The sequence below is a fragment of the Serratia sp. 22264 genome (assembly GCF_052045345.1).
In the GTDB taxonomy this organism is placed as follows: domain Bacteria; phylum Pseudomonadota; class Gammaproteobacteria; order Enterobacterales; family Enterobacteriaceae; genus Serratia; species Serratia plymuthica.
Genome location: NZ_JBQEOY010000003.1, coordinates 250,630 through 264,666, shown reverse-complemented (window position 1 = coordinate 264,666; position 14,037 = coordinate 250,630). Strand labels below are relative to the sequence as shown.

The following is a 14,037-nucleotide window of genomic DNA, read 5'->3' as shown; positions in this document are numbered from 1 at the left end:
TATTTAGCGCACTGCCCTTCTTCAAGGCTTATTGGTTGTAGGCACTCTCGCCATGGCTGTTGACGTCCAGACCTTCGCGCTCCTGCTCTTCCGGTACGCGCAGACCGACGATGGCGCCAGCCACTTTGAAGGCGATGAAAGCAGCCACACCGGACCAGACCAGGGTGATGACCACGCTCAGCAACTGGACCCACACCTGATGGCCCATGGTGACGCCTTCTGCGTAACCGGTGCCGCCCAGTGAGGCAGAGGTGAACACGCCGGTCAACAGGCAGCCGACGATGCCACACACGCCATGCACGCCGAACACGTCGCAAGTATCGTCCACTTTCAGCCATTTCTTCAGCGTGACCACGCCCCACAGACCGGCAATACCGCCGATCAGACCGATAATCAACGCCCCGCCGACACCCACGGTGCCCGCAGCCGGCGTGATGGCGACCAACCCGGCGATACACCCGGAGCACGCGCCCAACAGCGAAGGCTTGCCGCGCACAATCCACTCGGCAAAGGTCCAGGAGAGGATCGCGCCGGCGGTAGCAATCACCGTGTTCAGGAAGGCCAGTGCCGCAATGCCGTTAGCCGCGCTGGCAGAACCGGCGTTGAAGCCGAACCAGCCGACATACAGGATAGCCGCGCCGGTAAACACCATTGGCAGGTTATGCGGTTTGAAGGCTTCTTTGCCGAAACCCGCGCGTTTGCCCAACAGGTAGGCGCCAATCAGCCCGGCGCTTGCCGCATTGATGTGCACCACGGTGCCGCCGGCAAAGTCCAGCGCGCCGTCAGCGGCCAGGAAACCGCCGCCCCACACCATGTGCGCAATCGGCAGATAGGAAATGGTGAACCAGATAGCCGCAAAGATCACCACAGCAGAGAAGCGGATACGCTCGGCAAAACCGCCGACTACCAGCGCCACGGTGATGCATGCGAAGGAGCACTGGAACGCCACGTGGATCATCTGATTAAAGGTGCCGGTGACGCTATCGATGCCGATGCCTTTCAGCATCGCCGTCTGGAATCCACCGAAGAACGCATTGCCCTCGCTGAAAGCCAGGCTGTAACCATAAAGCACCCACAGCACGCACACCATTGCGAAGGTGACAGTGACCTGAGTCAACATGGAGAGCACGTTTTTGGAACGCAGCAAACCACCGTAGAACAGAGCTACGCCTGGCAAGGTCATGAACAGCACCAAAGCGGTGCAAATCATCATGAACGCGTTGTCAGCCTTGTCTGCGACCGCCGGAGCGGCCAGGGCCAAAGAAGGAACCATGGTTACCGTACTCAGGCCCAACATGGATAAAAGTTTTTTCATTATCAATCCATCCCCATTACTTTACTGAGCCTGTGATTACAGTGCTGCTTCGTCTGTTTCGCCGGTGCGAATGCGAATGACACGTTGCAATTCGGCAACGAAAATTTTGCCGTCACCGATTTTACCGGTGTAGGCCGCTTTACTAATGACATCAACCACTTCGTCCAACTGATCGTCGGCGATAGCAATGTCGATTTTGACTTTAGGTAAGAAGTTGACGCTGTATTCCGCTCCGCGATAGAGCTCAGCATGACCCTTCTGGCGACCAAACCCTTTCACTTCGGTTACGGTCAGCCCCTGAATACCTACAGAGGATAGGGCTTCACGCACGTCCTCCAGCTTGAATGGTTTAATCACCACGGTAACCAGCTTCATATTGCCCCTCCACGAATTAAGCCCAAACTCCCCCTTGGTACGAGTCTTATAAAGCAAAGGCTATGCCACAAATGGTTTTGTGCGCGAATTCAGCAAATTAACCGACGGGCTGGCGATGCGACGTACCGAGGCTACCCGGCAACCGGTTCCTCCGAGGGTGATTGATTAAATATTGCGCACTAATTTGGTGCATGACGCGTCGAAAAAGTGCAGAGCAAGGGATTTGAAAAGGATGGATGCCTGTTTGTGGTGCGTGGCGGGAAAAAGAAAGGGCCGGTTTTGATGACCGGCCCCTGGGATCATGCGGTTTGCGTTTCTTCGCGGCTGGCAGCGGCCAGCTGCTCGCCCACCAGTTGCAGTTGATACATCTGGTAGTAACGCCCCTGTTGCGCCAGCAGTTGCTGATGATTGCCCTGTTCGACTGCCTGACCGCGGTGCAACACCAGAATCGAGTCGGCATCGACAATGGTCGACAGACGGTGAGCGATCACCACCAACGTGGTGTGCTCACGGATCAAACGCAGCGCGCGCTGGATCGCCTGCTCGGTTCCGGAGTCAATGTTGGCGGTCGCCTCGTCCAGGATCAGGATCTGCGGCGCCTGCACCAACACTCTGGCCATTGCCAACAGCTGTTTCTGGCCCACCGACAGATTGTTGCCCTGCTCGCCCAGACGGGTATGGATGCCCTGCGGGAAGGTCCGTACCAGCTCAGCCAACTGCACCGTTTCCAGCGCCTGCCAGACCGTCTCTTCGCTGATGTTGCGCCCCAGAGTCACGTTGGCCAGCACCGATTCGGCGATCACCACCGGATCTTGCTGCACCATTGCCACGCCCTGGCGCAGCGTGCGGTGCGACAGGTTGGACAGCGGACGACCGTCAAGGCGCACTTCACCTTCGTTGACCGGGTAATAACCCATCAGCAAATTAGCCAAGGTGCTCTTGCCGCTGCCGGTATGGCCAACCAGCGCCACGAAACCGCGCGAAGGCACCGACAGCGAAATATGTTGCAGCACCTTTTTATCTTCACGGTAAGCAAAGCTCAGGTTGTCGATGTCGATGCGGCCGCTTTCCAGCGGGCGATCGTCCGTCCCGTAGCTTTGCTGGCTGCGGTCCATCAACTCGAAAATGCGCTCGCCGGCCACCACCGCCTGTTGCAGGATCGACTGTTGCGACGTCAGTTCGATTAGCGGCTCATTCAGGCGCCCCAGGTAGTTGATAAAGGCATACAGCACACCGACGCCTATCGACCCTTCGCCGCTGAAACCAAACAGCATCAGCAGGCCGCACAGCACCAGCGCCGAAAACAGGCTGAGCAGCGGCCGCAGCAGAAAACCGTCCAGGCGCAGCGTCTGCATACGCGCGGAATAGTGTGACCGACTGGCTGCGCTCATGCGTTCGCCAAAGCGGATCTGCTGACGGAACTGCTGGATCACGCCCATGCCGTTGATCACTTCATTAAAACCGTCGTTGATGTCCGCCAGATAGCCGCGCATCCGGCGTACGACCGGCGTGCTGTAGTACTGATAAATGCCCATCACCACAAATACCGCCGGGAAGATGCAAATCGCCACCAGCGCCATGCGCCAGTCGAGGCTAAACATCGCCACCAGCATGGCGCCAATCAACGCGGCGCTTTTCAGCACGGTGGAAACCACCATTACGTACAGATCTTTAATCACTTCCGTGTCATTGGTCACCCGCGAGATTAACTGCCCGACCGGTTGCGTATCGAAGGCGCTGAGCGGCTGACGCAGTGCAGCGTCCATCACATCGGTACGCAGACGTTGAACCACCCCCACCGCGGCCTGATTGAACAGCAGCGCCTGGAAATAGTGCAGCGCCGCCGCCAACAGCTCCAGCAGAATGTAGGCCGCCGCCAGCCCGCAGACGATCATTAACGGCAATTGCCCTTTGGCGACGTAATTATCGATAAAGTAACTGACCAGAATCGGCCCGGCGACTTCCGCCGCTGCCGCTACCCACAGCATCAACACCGCCAGCCCCAGCGGTTTGCGGTAGGGCGAACCATAAGCCAGCAGCCGTTTCAGCGTCGGCCACAGCTTTTGCATTTTATTCATTGGTTAACATCTCCTCGCCGGCTTGCGGAGCTTCATCCAGCGCCGCCTCCAGTTGCTGATAGCGATACATATCGCGATACCAGCCGGGCTGAGTTGCCAGCGACGCATGCTGGCCGCGCTGCGCCACGCCGCCGTGCTGTATCACCAGGATCTCGCTGGCTTCGGTCAACGCCGAAAGCCGGTGCGCGCTGATAATCACCGTACGGTTCTGCCCCCAACTGCGTAAATTGTGCAGGATCTGATGTTCAGTTCGGCCATCCACCGCCGAGAGCGCGTCGTCGAGGATCAGGATCTCCGCATCCAGCAACAGGGCACGTGCAATGGAAATACGCTGTTTCTGTCCACCGGAAAGCATTACGCCGCGCTCGCCCACTTCGGTTTCATAGCCCTGCGGCAGCCGCAAGATATCCTCGTGCACGCTGGCCAGACGAGCTGCGCGTTCAATCTGCTCCTGCGTCGCTCCCGGCTTGCCCAGAGCAATATTGTTGGCAACGCTGTCCGAAAACAGGAACGGCGTCTGGCTGACCACGGACAGCCTCGAGCGCCAATCGTCAAGCTTCACCTGGGTCAGCGGCATCCCCTGATAGCTAATCTGGCCCTCGTCAATGTCGAACTGACGCTGGATCAACGACAACAGCGTCGACTTCCCGGCACCGGTTGGCCCGCACAGGCCGAGCATCTGCCCCGGCGCCAGTTTCAGCGCTACGTTATGCAGAGCCGCATGCGAATTTCCCGGGTAATGGAATGCCCGGATGTCGACCTCCAGGTTGCCGCGCCCGGCCGGCAACAGGCTCTCGCCGTCGGTCACCGCCGGCGCTTCTTCCAGCAGGCTGCGAATACGGCCATAGGCCGCGCTGCCGCGCTCCACGATGTTGAACATCCAGGCCAGCGCCAGCATCGGCCAAATCATCAGGCCAAGGTACATCACGAAGCTGGTCAATTGGCCAAGCGTCAGCGAACCGTTGACCACCATCCAACTGCCGCCGCCGATCGCCAGCAGATTGGAAGCGCCGATGGCGATATAAATCGTCGGATCAAAACGGGCGTCTATTCGCGCCACGTGCATATTTTTGGCGCCGGTTTGCGCGGCGACTTCCGCAAACTGGTTGGACTGATGATCTTCCAGGCCGAATGCCTTGATCATACGAATGCTGGTCATGCTTTCCTGAGCCTGATCGTTCAGGCTGGAAAAGGCTGCCTGCGCCGATTTAAAGCGCTGATGCAACTGATCGCCATAATACTTAATCACAATCGCCATGATCGGCATCGGGATCAGCGACAGCAGAGTCAGTTGCCAGCTGATTTGGGTACTCATCACCACCAGCACCGCCAACCCCATCACCAGTGAATCCACCAGCGTCAGCACCCCTTCACCGGCAGCGAAAACCACCCGATCCACATCATTGGTGGCACGCGCCATCAGATCACCGGTGCGGTGACGCAGATAAAAGGCCGGATTCTGCCTGCTGAGCTGGCGATAAAAATTCTCGCGCAGTTCAACGGCGAGTTGGTAGGAGGCACCAAACAGCAGTACCCGCCACACGTAGCGCAGCAGGTAAACAATCACGGCGGTGCCGAGCATCAGCCCCAGCCAGGCCATCAACACGCCGGCAGACATCTGTTTTTCGGTGATACCGTCGACAATGATGCCCACCAGCTTGGGCGGCAACAGTTGCAGTATGGCGATGACGATCAGCAGCACCACCGCCCCCAGGTAGCGGCGCCACTCGCGGCGGAAATACCAGCCGATTTGAGCAAATAATCTCACGCAGTTTTATTCCAGGATAATGTAGTCGATTTTACTCTCGCTCTGACTCAGCAGAGTAGAATACCATCCTTAACTTGCCAGTTTGGTGAACATTTCACTCGGGAACCGGCAGTGCGGTGGTGTATTTGATTTTTTCCATCGCGAAGCTGGAAGTGACGTCGATCAACCCCGGCACGCCGTTCACCAGGCGCTTGTAAAAGCTGTCGTAACTCTTCATGTCCGCCACTTCCACCTGCATCAGGTAATCGTACTCGCCCGCCATGCGATAGAACGCCAGCACCTCTGGCATCTGTTGGGTCAGTTGCACGAACTTCTGATACCACTCGCTGCTGTGCTGCTGGGTTTTGATCAGCACAAACGCCGTCAGCCCCAGGCCCAGCTTTTCGTTATCCAGCAGCGCGACGCGCCCACGGATGTAGCCTTCATCTTCCAGCCGCTTCAGCCTTTTCCAGCAGGGCGTCGACGTCAGATTGACCGCGTCGGCCAGCGCCTGCAGCGACTGCGTGCAGTCCTGTTGCAGCATGCACAGTAATTTACGGTCTGTTTTATCTAACATATCGCCAACCAGGAGAAAAATTTTCTCCCATTAGGCGATTAAACAGGGAAAATGGCAATCCTTTTTTCCCGGCGACAGGCTATGCTACGCGGTAAACAAGCCCCCTATTCTGAGGCCAGACGATGACAAATTCTTGGGTAAAATATGCGATCGGTGAAATAGAAGCGGATTTCCAACGCTCCGCCGACACGCACCTGATCCGCCTGAACCTGCCTGAATTTCCCGGTATCTGCCTGTACCTGAAAGATGAAAGCACCCATCCGACCGGCAGCCTGAAGCACCGGTTGGCCCGTTCGCTGTTCCTGTACGGTTTGTGCAACGGTTGGATCACCGAAAACACCACGATTATCGAAGCCTCTTCCGGCAGTACCGCGGTATCCGAAGCCTACTTCGCCCGGCTGATTGGTTTGCCGTTTATCGCCGTGATGCCGTCCTGCACAGCACGCCGCAAAGTTGAGCAAATCGCCTTCTATGGCGGCCGTTGCCACTTTGTCGACCATGCGGCGCAAATTTACGCCGTCTCCGAACAGTTGGCAAAAGAGCTGAACGGCCACTATATGGATCAGTTTACCTACGCCGAGCGTGCGACAGACTGGCGCGGTAACAACAACATCGCCGACAGCATCTTCCGCCAGATGGCGCGCGAACCCTTCCCGGTACCCAAACATATTGTGATGAGCGCCGGTACCGGCGGCACCTCTGCAACTCTGGGGCGCTATATTCGCTATCAAGGGCACGACACGCGCCTGACGGTAGTCGATCCGGAAAACTCGGTGTTCTACGATTGTTTCCACCAGCGCGACCGCACCATTATCGGCAGTTGCGGCAGCCGGATCGAAGGCATTGGCCGCCCACGCGCCGAGCCTTCATTTATTCCGTCGGTAGTCGACGCTATGCTGCGCGTACCGGATGCGGCCAGCGTCGCCACCATCCACTGGCTGGAAAAAGTGTTGGGGCGCAAAGTGGGTGCATCCACCGGCACCAACGTTTGGGGCGCGCTGCAATTGGCGAAACAAATGCGTGAAAAGGCTGAGCAGGGCTCGATCGTTACCCTGTTGTGCGACAGCGGCGAACGCTATCTGGACACTTATTACAACCCGGAATGGGTGAGCAACAATATTGGTGACCTGACGCCCTGGCTGGCGCAACTGGAAGATTTGTAAGCATCGAGAACAAAAAAAGCCGGGTAAGTCATACCCGGCCGGCTGTAAAAGTAAAACCTCATAATTCGGGGGAATAGGTGAGGTAAGGTGAACGCAGCCAATGTTGCAAATAGTGAGCCACCGCCTGGTGTTCGCAGTGGCCGATAACCGGTAGCCGGGGCAGCAGCGACTTCAACTGCGGCAAGGCATTGCCCATCACCACGCCGTGCCCCACCGTCTCCAGCATCTCCTTGTCGTTCATCGCATCGCCAAACGCCATGCAATCCGCCATCGTTATCCCCAGGTGGCGGCTCAACATATCCAACGCAGTGCCCTTGTTGCAGCCGAGCGGCAGCACTTCCAGGCACTCGTAAGCGGAAAAACAGAGATCGGCACTATCGCCCAGATGCGCCTGCAGTTGCAGCTGTAACGCCAGTAACGCCTCGTGCGGCGCGATAAAACACACTTTACTGTTGCCGAACGCCGGCAGCCGGCGCAGTTCCGCCAGTTGGAAACGAAAACCGCTCAGGTGATGTGCCCTTAGCATCTCGTCCGGTACCGCAAATTCCGTTATCCAGCCTTCATCACGAAAAACGTGCATGCTGGCCTCGGTACGCCAGTGGGTATGCAGCACCTCTTCGGCAATATCGGCCGGCAAATCGGTGGCGTGCAGTTGCTGCCCCCGATTGTCGTAAACCCGGGTGCCGTTGCCGGTAATCAGATAACCCTGCAGGCCGAGTTGCGCCATGATCGGCTGAGCATCAAGGTAGTGGCGCCCGGTGGCGAAGGTCACGATCATGTCTCGTTCAACCAGTTGCTTCAACACCGCCAGGGTTTCCGATCCGACCCGGTGATCCGGCGTCAGCAAAGTGCCATCCATATCAAAAGCCGCCAGACGATACATAAAGACCTCGTGAATGTGAACGCGATTACAATCACTGCAGTATGGGATGGTATTTGCGGAAGTAATAGTGAACAATTCTGCAAAACCGTTCCGGATTTCTATCATGCGCCTGACCCACCGTCTCAGCCAATATCAACGCCTGTACCAGCAGATCGGCGGCGCGCCGGTGGCGATCACCATCGGCGAGCTGGCGGCGCTGTTCTATTGCAGCGAACGCCATGCCCGCACGCTGGTGCAGCAGTTGCAGGATCAAGGTTGGCTGAGCTGGCATTCACAGGCCGGGCGCGGTAAACGCGCTCGTCTTCACTGCCTGAAAACCCCGGATGAACTGCGGGCCGCTCATCTGCAAAGATTGTTGCAAAATGGCGATCATCAGGGCGCATTGGAAATGGCGCAGTTGGATCCGCAACATCTGCAAGAGTTGCTCAGCCCACACCTCGGCGGCCAATGGCAGGCGGGCAGCCCGACGCTGCGTATCCCCTACTACCGTACGCTGGAAACCCTGGATCCGCTGACCCTCACCGGCCGTGCCGAGCAACATCTGGTCGCCACCCTGCACGCCGGATTGACGCGCTTTATGACCGGCAACCCCGAGCCACAACCGGATCTGGCCCATCACTGGCAAATCAGTGACGACGGGCTGTGCTGGCAGTTTTTTCTGCGCAGCCAGTTGCGCTGGCATAACGGCGAACCGCTGACCGGGCAACAGCTGCTGCAAACGTTGGAGAAATTACTCCAGCATCCGCGCAGCCAGCCAAGCCTGGCCAGCGTTGCCGCCATCAGCCTGCCTCATGCCTTGTGCATCCAGTTTGATCTGCTGCGCCCGGACTTTTGGCTGGCACACCGGCTGGCAGAGTTGCCCTGTCTGCTGACCCACCCGGACTCGCCGGGCATTGGCGCCGGCCCCTTTAAGCTCACGCTAAATGAGCCGCATCTGGTGCGCCTGGAGCAGCATCCGTTTTACCATTTGCAGCATCCTTATCTGGAAAGCATCGAGTATTGGATCACCCCGGAACTGCATGCCGGCGGCGCTTACACCAGTTGCCAGCACCCGGTGCGTATTACCATCGGCCCTCAAGAAGAGCTGGCGCTGGCCCGGCCGGTGCAACGCAGCATGAGCCTGGGCTGGTGCTATCTGGCGATTAACCTGAAGCATGGCGTGATCAGTGAGGCGCAGGGGCAGAAACTGCTGATGCTAATCCAGCAATCCGGCCTGCTGGCCAATCTGCCGGTCCCCAACAGCGTCATCACCCCCAGCCACGAGATGCTGCCTGGCTGGGCGATCCCGCAACATCTGGCCTGCGAGGATATTGCCCTGCCCGCCAGGCTGACGCTGTTGTACCGGCCGCCGGTTGAGCTGGAGACGGTCACGGTGGAGCTGCAACAATTATTGGCGCGCCATGGCTGTGAGCTGGAGGTGCGTTACTATGCGGGTAAACGCTGGCAAAGCGCAGAGCAAATCGAACAGGCCGATCTCCTGCTGGCGGATAACCTGATTGGCGAGTCGCCAGAAGCCACGCTGGAAAGCTGGTTGCGGCAAGATACGCTGTGGCGTGGCATTTTGCCTGACTCACGCTGGCAACATCAGCAACAAACGTTGCAGCGGATCCAGCAATTTCCCGCGCAGCAACCGCGTTTTGAGCAATTGAAAACTTACTATCAGCAGTTGATGGCCGCGGCGATCATCACCCCGCTGTTTCACTACCAATATCAAATCAGCGCACCACCGCGCATTCATGGCGTTACCCTGACCGCCTATGGCTGGTTTGATTTCTGCCAGGCCTGGCTGCCACCACCGGTGGAGAATCAACCACAGCCCCCTCAGTGATAAATGGAAGCGGCGGCTACGACATGCAGCCATTTCTGCTACCCTAGTTGCCGCACGCATTTTTTATCCGGTCGCCCGAGGGTGCCTCGGCCCGGTTTCAGCCATAAAACAAGGTGATTTTATGAAACGCGCGGTTGTCGTTTTCAGCGGTGGACAAGATTCCACGACCTGCTTGATTCAGGCATTGCAGCAGTACGATGAAGTGCATTGCATCACGTTCGATTACGGCCAGCGTCACCGTGCCGAAATCGAAGTCGCTCAGGCGCTGTCGGTCGCGCTTGGCGCCAAAGCGCATAAGGTGCTGGACGTAGGGTTACTCAACGAACTGGCTATCAGTAGCCTGACCCGTGACAGCATTCCGGTACCTGCCTATAACAACGAGCAGGAAGGCGGGCTGCCAAGCACTTTCGTACCGGGCCGTAATATCCTGTTCCTGACGCTGGCCGCTATCTATGCCTACCAGGTGGAAGCCGAAGCGGTGATCACCGGCGTTTGTGAAACCGACTTTTCCGGTTACCCGGATTGCCGCGACGAGTTTGTCAAAGCGCTGAATCACGCAGTGGTGCTCGGTATCGCCCGCGATATTCGCTTCGAAACGCCGCTGATGTGGCTGAATAAGGCAGAGACCTGGGCGCTGGCGGATTACTATCAGCAGTTGGATCGGGTACGTCAGGATACTCTGACCTGCTACAACGGTATTCAGGGCGATGGCTGTGGCGAATGTGCAGCCTGCCACCTGCGCGCCAACGGCCTGAAGCAATATCAAATCAACAAAGCCGAAGTGATGGCGAGTCTGAAACAGAAGACCGGCCTGGCCTGAGTGTACCTACCCGAAATAATTCGAGTGGCATCGACGCGGCAAGCAAACGCATCCCGATGAGCTTACTCAAGTAAGTGACTCGGGTAGCCAACAAGAATGCCGCTTGAAGCATGACGGAAATAACGGCGGCAAAGATTGCCGCTCGTTGCTTTACCGATTCTCCGACTGCGTGAGCACCTCCAGATGTTCGCGCAGTTGCCCCTCAATCGGCAACGCCTTCTGGGTTTTCAGATCGACGCAGACGAAGGTCAGTAGCGCATCCGCAACCAACGTGCCCGTTGCATCCTGCGTCACCTTCTGGCTTAGCACACCGCTTTTGCCGTTAAGCTGCACCATCTGGCTGTCGATGCGCAGTTTGTCCCCCAACACCGCCGGAGTGCGGTAATTGATATTGATGTTCACCACGATAAAGGCGATGTCGTTTTCCGTCATCCAACGGAAGCCTTCATGATTCTCCAGCCAATCCCAGCGCGCCTCCTCCAGAAACTCCAGATAGCGGGCATTATTAACGTGTTGATAAACATCAAGATGATAACCACGGACTTTAATAAAGGTATGATGCATAGGGAACGGCCGCTCCTGCCTGGTGATTACAGAATAAAGCGGGGACGGCGTACTGCCCCCGCACCCGTTTGGTCAACACGCCAAACTGGTAAGACCTGTAGAATGTAGCAGAGGAAAAAGGCTGCAATGGCACTTTGCCACGCAGCCGTGAACAGCATCACATTTTGAGTCGTGCGCGATTCCTTTCAAACAGTGCAGACCCAATGCCCGGCACTTCCTGGAGTTGTTCTATCTGTGTAAACGGACCGTTCTGCTCGCGATAGCGCACAATGCTCTCCGCTTTCTTCAGCCCTACCCCCTTCAACACACTGGCCAGTTGCTCGGCATCGGCCTGATTGATGCTGACTGAGGCTTCGTCATCGACGGCGACCTCACTTCCCTGCCCCGCCTTAACCGCCGGTGCAGATAATACCGGCTGAGCAGCCGCCGCTTTTTCCACGGCGGCCATAGACGGCCCCGCCAGGCAAATCAGGGCCGCCGTCAGCAACGCTTTCAGGCTGAAACCATAACCATTAACTGCTTTTATTTCTGCAAGTTGCATGCTGTATCCTCCTTGTGTTTAACAGCATGGCTACCTTGCCGCAGCGGGTGACGAACGGCAATTGGCGGATTTCAGATATGGAAAAGGCCGCGAAAGCGGCCTTTGGTTATTACATTGCGTTGCACAAAAATGCGGGGCTTACTGAGGCTGTTGCTGCTCAGCGGCACCCATTTTGATCTTGGCTTCTTTACGCAGGCTGGCCAGCAGGGAGTCGAAGGACACGCCGGTCGCCCCTTCTTCCATCTTGCCGACGAAGGTTTTCATTTCTTCTGCCGGCAAGGTGCCCGGGTTCACCGCATCAAGCGCAATCAGCACCACGTTGTCCTGGCGATCTTGCGACATGCCGTAAACCGGTTTGCCTTCCTGCGGATGCGGCAGCGCAAACACGCTCTGCACCAGTTGGCTGTCTTCCGGCGCACGCGCCATCTTCTGCACGCTGCCAAAGCTCAGGCCGGCCGCTTTCATCGCTTCGTCGCCCTTGCCCTGTTTCAGCTCAACCAGCAGTTTCTCGCCCTGCAGTTTGGCTTCTTGCTCAGCCTTGTTGCGCTTAACCAGCTCAGCCACACGATCTTTAACCTGGTCGAACGGCTCAATGCCTTCCGGCTTGTGACCAGATACGCGGATCACGAAGGCGCGGTCGCCATCAACGGTGATCACGTCGGAGTTGCTGCCCGGAGAGCCGCCCTCGCCAATCAGAGAACCGTCGAAAATCGACTGGATGACCGGTTTAAAGTTCAGCGCTGCCGGAACGTTGTCGCGGGTGAACCATTCGGTTTGTGCCGCTTTCACGCCGGCGGCCTCTTCGGCTGACGCCAGAGACTCGTTATCGCTGGTGGCCGCTTCGCTCACCTTCTGCTGCAGCGCGTAATAAGCGTCTACCGCTTTCTCTTGCTTGACCTGTTTGGCGATGTCGTCACGCACTTCGCTCAACGGCTTCACTTTCTCCGGTGCGATGTCGTTCAGGCGCACCACCAGATAACCTACGGAGGACTTCACTACGCCGGAAAGCTGGCCTTTTTCGGTCAGATTAGCCTGCTTCAGTTCGTCCGCGGTGGTTTCCGGCTCCAGCCAGCCCAGCTCACCGCCGGTGCGGCGTGAGATGATGTCGGTAGATTTTTCTTTCGCCAGAGTGGCGAAATCGCCGCCTTTTTTCAGCTCATCCAACACCGCATTGGCTTCCGCCTCGGTTTTCAGCTGGATCACACTGTAATTTTTGCGCTCAGGCTGGCCATAGCTGCTTTTGTGCTGGTCGTAGTAGGCGCTGATATCCGCATCTGCCACCGTCACCTTGTCTTGCATCGAGGCGGCGTCCAGCGGGATATAGCTGACTTTGACTTGTTCCGGCGCAATGAAGCTGTTCTTGTTTTGGCTGTAGTAGTCTTTCAGCTCATCGTCGGTCACGGTCTGTTTAGCCTGCAGCGCTTTCAGATCCAGGGTCGCCAGACGCACGTTGCGCTCCTGCAGCACCAGAGCGGCCATGCCTTGGGACTCGGATGGCAACACGAAGCCTGATTGACCGAAAGCCTGGATCACCTGCTGATTAACCAGTTGCTGGCGCATCGACTGCGCGAAGTTATCGGCGGTGTATCCCATGCGGCTACTCAGATCGAGATACTTGGCATTATCGAATTGGCCGTTGGTCTGGAAGTAAGGCGCCTTGCGGATGGCGTCTTTTACCTGATCGTCGCTGACGCTCAGGCCTAATTTTTTGGCGTATTGATCCAGCAGCATGTTGTCGATCAACTGTGACAGTGCCTGATGGCGCATCTGCTGCATATAGCCTTCGTTGCCCGCCAGTGCGGAGAACTGGTCACCCAGCTGTTGCTGCATCCGGCTGCGTTCGCTTTGGAAAGCCTGTTCCAGCTGAGCACGCTCGATCACCTGGCCATTGACCTTCGCTGCATAATCACCGGCACTCCCCTGATAGCTGACCACCCCTGTCAAAAGAAATGACAAAATGATCAGGCCCAGGATGATTTTGAGCACGACGTGATTAGCTGCCGCGCGTAAATTGTCCATCATAGTGTGACAACACTCCGCTGTGATGTGGATTAAAAACACCCTTGCGCAGGCGCGTTCCCTGCGACAAAAATAAAAAAAGCGCATCAATCTGATGCGCCTTATATCTTACCTTACCAGCACCGTT

The 14,037-nt window shown here is 57.3% G+C and carries 12 protein-coding genes; 3 read left to right on the top strand and 9 right to left on the bottom strand.

The genetic code is table 11. The annotated features are described in order from the left end of the window. Positions 1-28 precede the first annotated feature (28 nt). From amtB to ACTJJ1_RS14625, 5 genes are all read right to left on the bottom strand, one after another. Complete coding sequence (gene amtB / locus ACTJJ1_RS14645) at positions 29-1,315, bottom strand: ammonium transporter AmtB (RefSeq protein ID WP_004949339.1); 1,287 nt, start codon at positions 1,313-1,315, stop codon at positions 29-31. 36 nt (positions 1,316-1,351) lie between these two features. Then, positions 1,352-1,690 (bottom strand): P-II family nitrogen regulator, encoded by a 339-nt coding sequence (gene glnK, locus ACTJJ1_RS14640; RefSeq protein ID WP_004949337.1) that lies wholly within the window; start codon positions 1,688-1,690, stop codon positions 1,352-1,354. 299 nt (positions 1,691-1,989) lie between these two features. Then, a complete protein-coding gene (locus ACTJJ1_RS14635) occupies positions 1,990-3,768 on the bottom strand; it encodes a SmdB family multidrug efflux ABC transporter permease/ATP-binding protein (RefSeq protein WP_004949335.1) in 1,779 nt (592 codons plus the stop codon). After that, positions 3,761-5,536: a SmdA family multidrug ABC transporter permease/ATP-binding protein gene (locus ACTJJ1_RS14630; RefSeq protein ID WP_063198061.1), complete on the bottom strand. Its 1,776-nt coding sequence runs from the start codon at positions 5,534-5,536 to the stop codon at positions 3,761-3,763. Before ACTJJ1_RS14630 ends, ACTJJ1_RS14635 begins: the two co-directional genes overlap by 8 nt. Positions 5,537-5,630: 94 nt before the next feature. Continuing rightward, a complete protein-coding gene (locus ACTJJ1_RS14625; RefSeq protein ID WP_004949329.1) occupies positions 5,631-6,092 on the bottom strand; it encodes an Lrp/AsnC family transcriptional regulator in 462 nt (153 codons plus the stop codon). Positions 6,093-6,214: 122 nt separating this feature from the next. Here ACTJJ1_RS14625 and ACTJJ1_RS14620 point away from each other — a divergent pair, with 122 nt between their 5' ends. Continuing rightward, positions 6,215-7,255 carry a PLP-dependent cysteine synthase family protein gene (locus tag ACTJJ1_RS14620; RefSeq protein WP_004949327.1) on the top strand — a complete coding sequence of 347 codons (1,041 nt, stop codon included), beginning with the start codon at positions 6,215-6,217 and terminating at the stop codon, positions 7,253-7,255. 58 nt (positions 7,256-7,313) lie between these two features. Here ACTJJ1_RS14620 and cof read toward each other — a convergent pair whose 3' ends face one another. Then, the gene (cof, locus tag ACTJJ1_RS14615; RefSeq protein WP_440834222.1) at positions 7,314-8,138 is read right to left on the bottom strand and encodes an HMP-PP phosphatase; all 825 of its coding nucleotides are present in this window, start codon (positions 8,136-8,138) and stop codon (positions 7,314-7,316) included. A 103-nt stretch (positions 8,139-8,241) separates the two neighbouring features. Here cof and ACTJJ1_RS14610 point away from each other — a divergent pair, with 103 nt between their 5' ends. Next, a complete protein-coding gene (locus ACTJJ1_RS14610) occupies positions 8,242-9,966 on the top strand; it encodes an SgrR family transcriptional regulator (protein ID WP_440834220.1) in 1,725 nt (574 codons plus the stop codon). A gap of 121 nt (positions 9,967-10,087) precedes the next feature. Further along, the gene (queC, locus tag ACTJJ1_RS14605; protein ID WP_004949317.1) at positions 10,088-10,786 is read left to right on the top strand and encodes a 7-cyano-7-deazaguanine synthase QueC; all 699 of its coding nucleotides are present in this window, start codon (positions 10,088-10,090) and stop codon (positions 10,784-10,786) included. Between the two features lie 150 nt (positions 10,787-10,936). On the opposite strand, the gene ACTJJ1_RS14600 is transcribed toward queC, so the two are convergent. The 3 genes from ACTJJ1_RS14600 to ppiD form a co-directional block, all read right to left on the bottom strand. Next, entirely contained in the window at positions 10,937-11,350 is a 414-nt protein-coding gene (locus ACTJJ1_RS14600; RefSeq protein ID WP_440834218.1) for an acyl-CoA thioesterase, read from the bottom strand. 157 nt (positions 11,351-11,507) lie between these two features. After that, entirely contained in the window at positions 11,508-11,891 is a 384-nt protein-coding gene (locus ACTJJ1_RS14595) for a ComEA family DNA-binding protein (protein WP_440834216.1), read from the bottom strand. 138 nt (positions 11,892-12,029) lie between these two features. Further along, positions 12,030-13,913, bottom strand: a complete 1,884-nt coding sequence (gene ppiD / locus ACTJJ1_RS14590; protein WP_440834214.1) for a peptidylprolyl isomerase — start codon at positions 13,911-13,913, stop codon at positions 12,030-12,032. Positions 13,914-14,037 lie beyond the last annotated feature (124 nt).

What these genes read in the sequence shown, in the direction of transcription:
- amtB (WP_004949339.1), bottom strand. Translation starts at nt 1,315, where the DNA reads ATGAAAAAACTTTTATCCATGTTGGGCCTGAGTACGGTAACCATGGTT.
- glnK (WP_004949337.1), bottom strand. Translation starts at nt 1,690, where the DNA reads ATGAAGCTGGTTACCGTGGTGATTAAACCATTCAAGCTGGAGGACGTG.
- ACTJJ1_RS14635 (WP_004949335.1), bottom strand. Translation starts at nt 3,768, where the DNA reads ATGAATAAAATGCAAAAGCTGTGGCCGACGCTGAAACGGCTGCTGGCT.
- ACTJJ1_RS14625 (WP_004949329.1), bottom strand. Translation starts at nt 6,092, where the DNA reads ATGTTAGATAAAACAGACCGTAAATTACTGTGCATGCTGCAACAGGAC.
- ACTJJ1_RS14620 (WP_004949327.1), top strand. Translation starts at nt 6,215, where the DNA reads ATGACAAATTCTTGGGTAAAATATGCGATCGGTGAAATAGAAGCGGAT.
- cof (WP_440834222.1), bottom strand. Translation starts at nt 8,138, where the DNA reads ATGTATCGTCTGGCGGCTTTTGATATGGATGGCACTTTGCTGACGCCG.
- ACTJJ1_RS14610 (WP_440834220.1), top strand. Translation starts at nt 8,242, where the DNA reads ATGCGCCTGACCCACCGTCTCAGCCAATATCAACGCCTGTACCAGCAG.
- queC (WP_004949317.1), top strand. Translation starts at nt 10,088, where the DNA reads ATGAAACGCGCGGTTGTCGTTTTCAGCGGTGGACAAGATTCCACGACC.
- ACTJJ1_RS14600 (WP_440834218.1), bottom strand. Translation starts at nt 11,350, where the DNA reads ATGCATCATACCTTTATTAAAGTCCGTGGTTATCATCTTGATGTTTAT.
- ACTJJ1_RS14595 (WP_440834216.1), bottom strand. Translation starts at nt 11,891, where the DNA reads ATGCAACTTGCAGAAATAAAAGCAGTTAATGGTTATGGTTTCAGCCTG.
- ppiD (WP_440834214.1), bottom strand. Translation starts at nt 13,913, where the DNA reads ATGATGGACAATTTACGCGCGGCAGCTAATCACGTCGTGCTCAAAATC.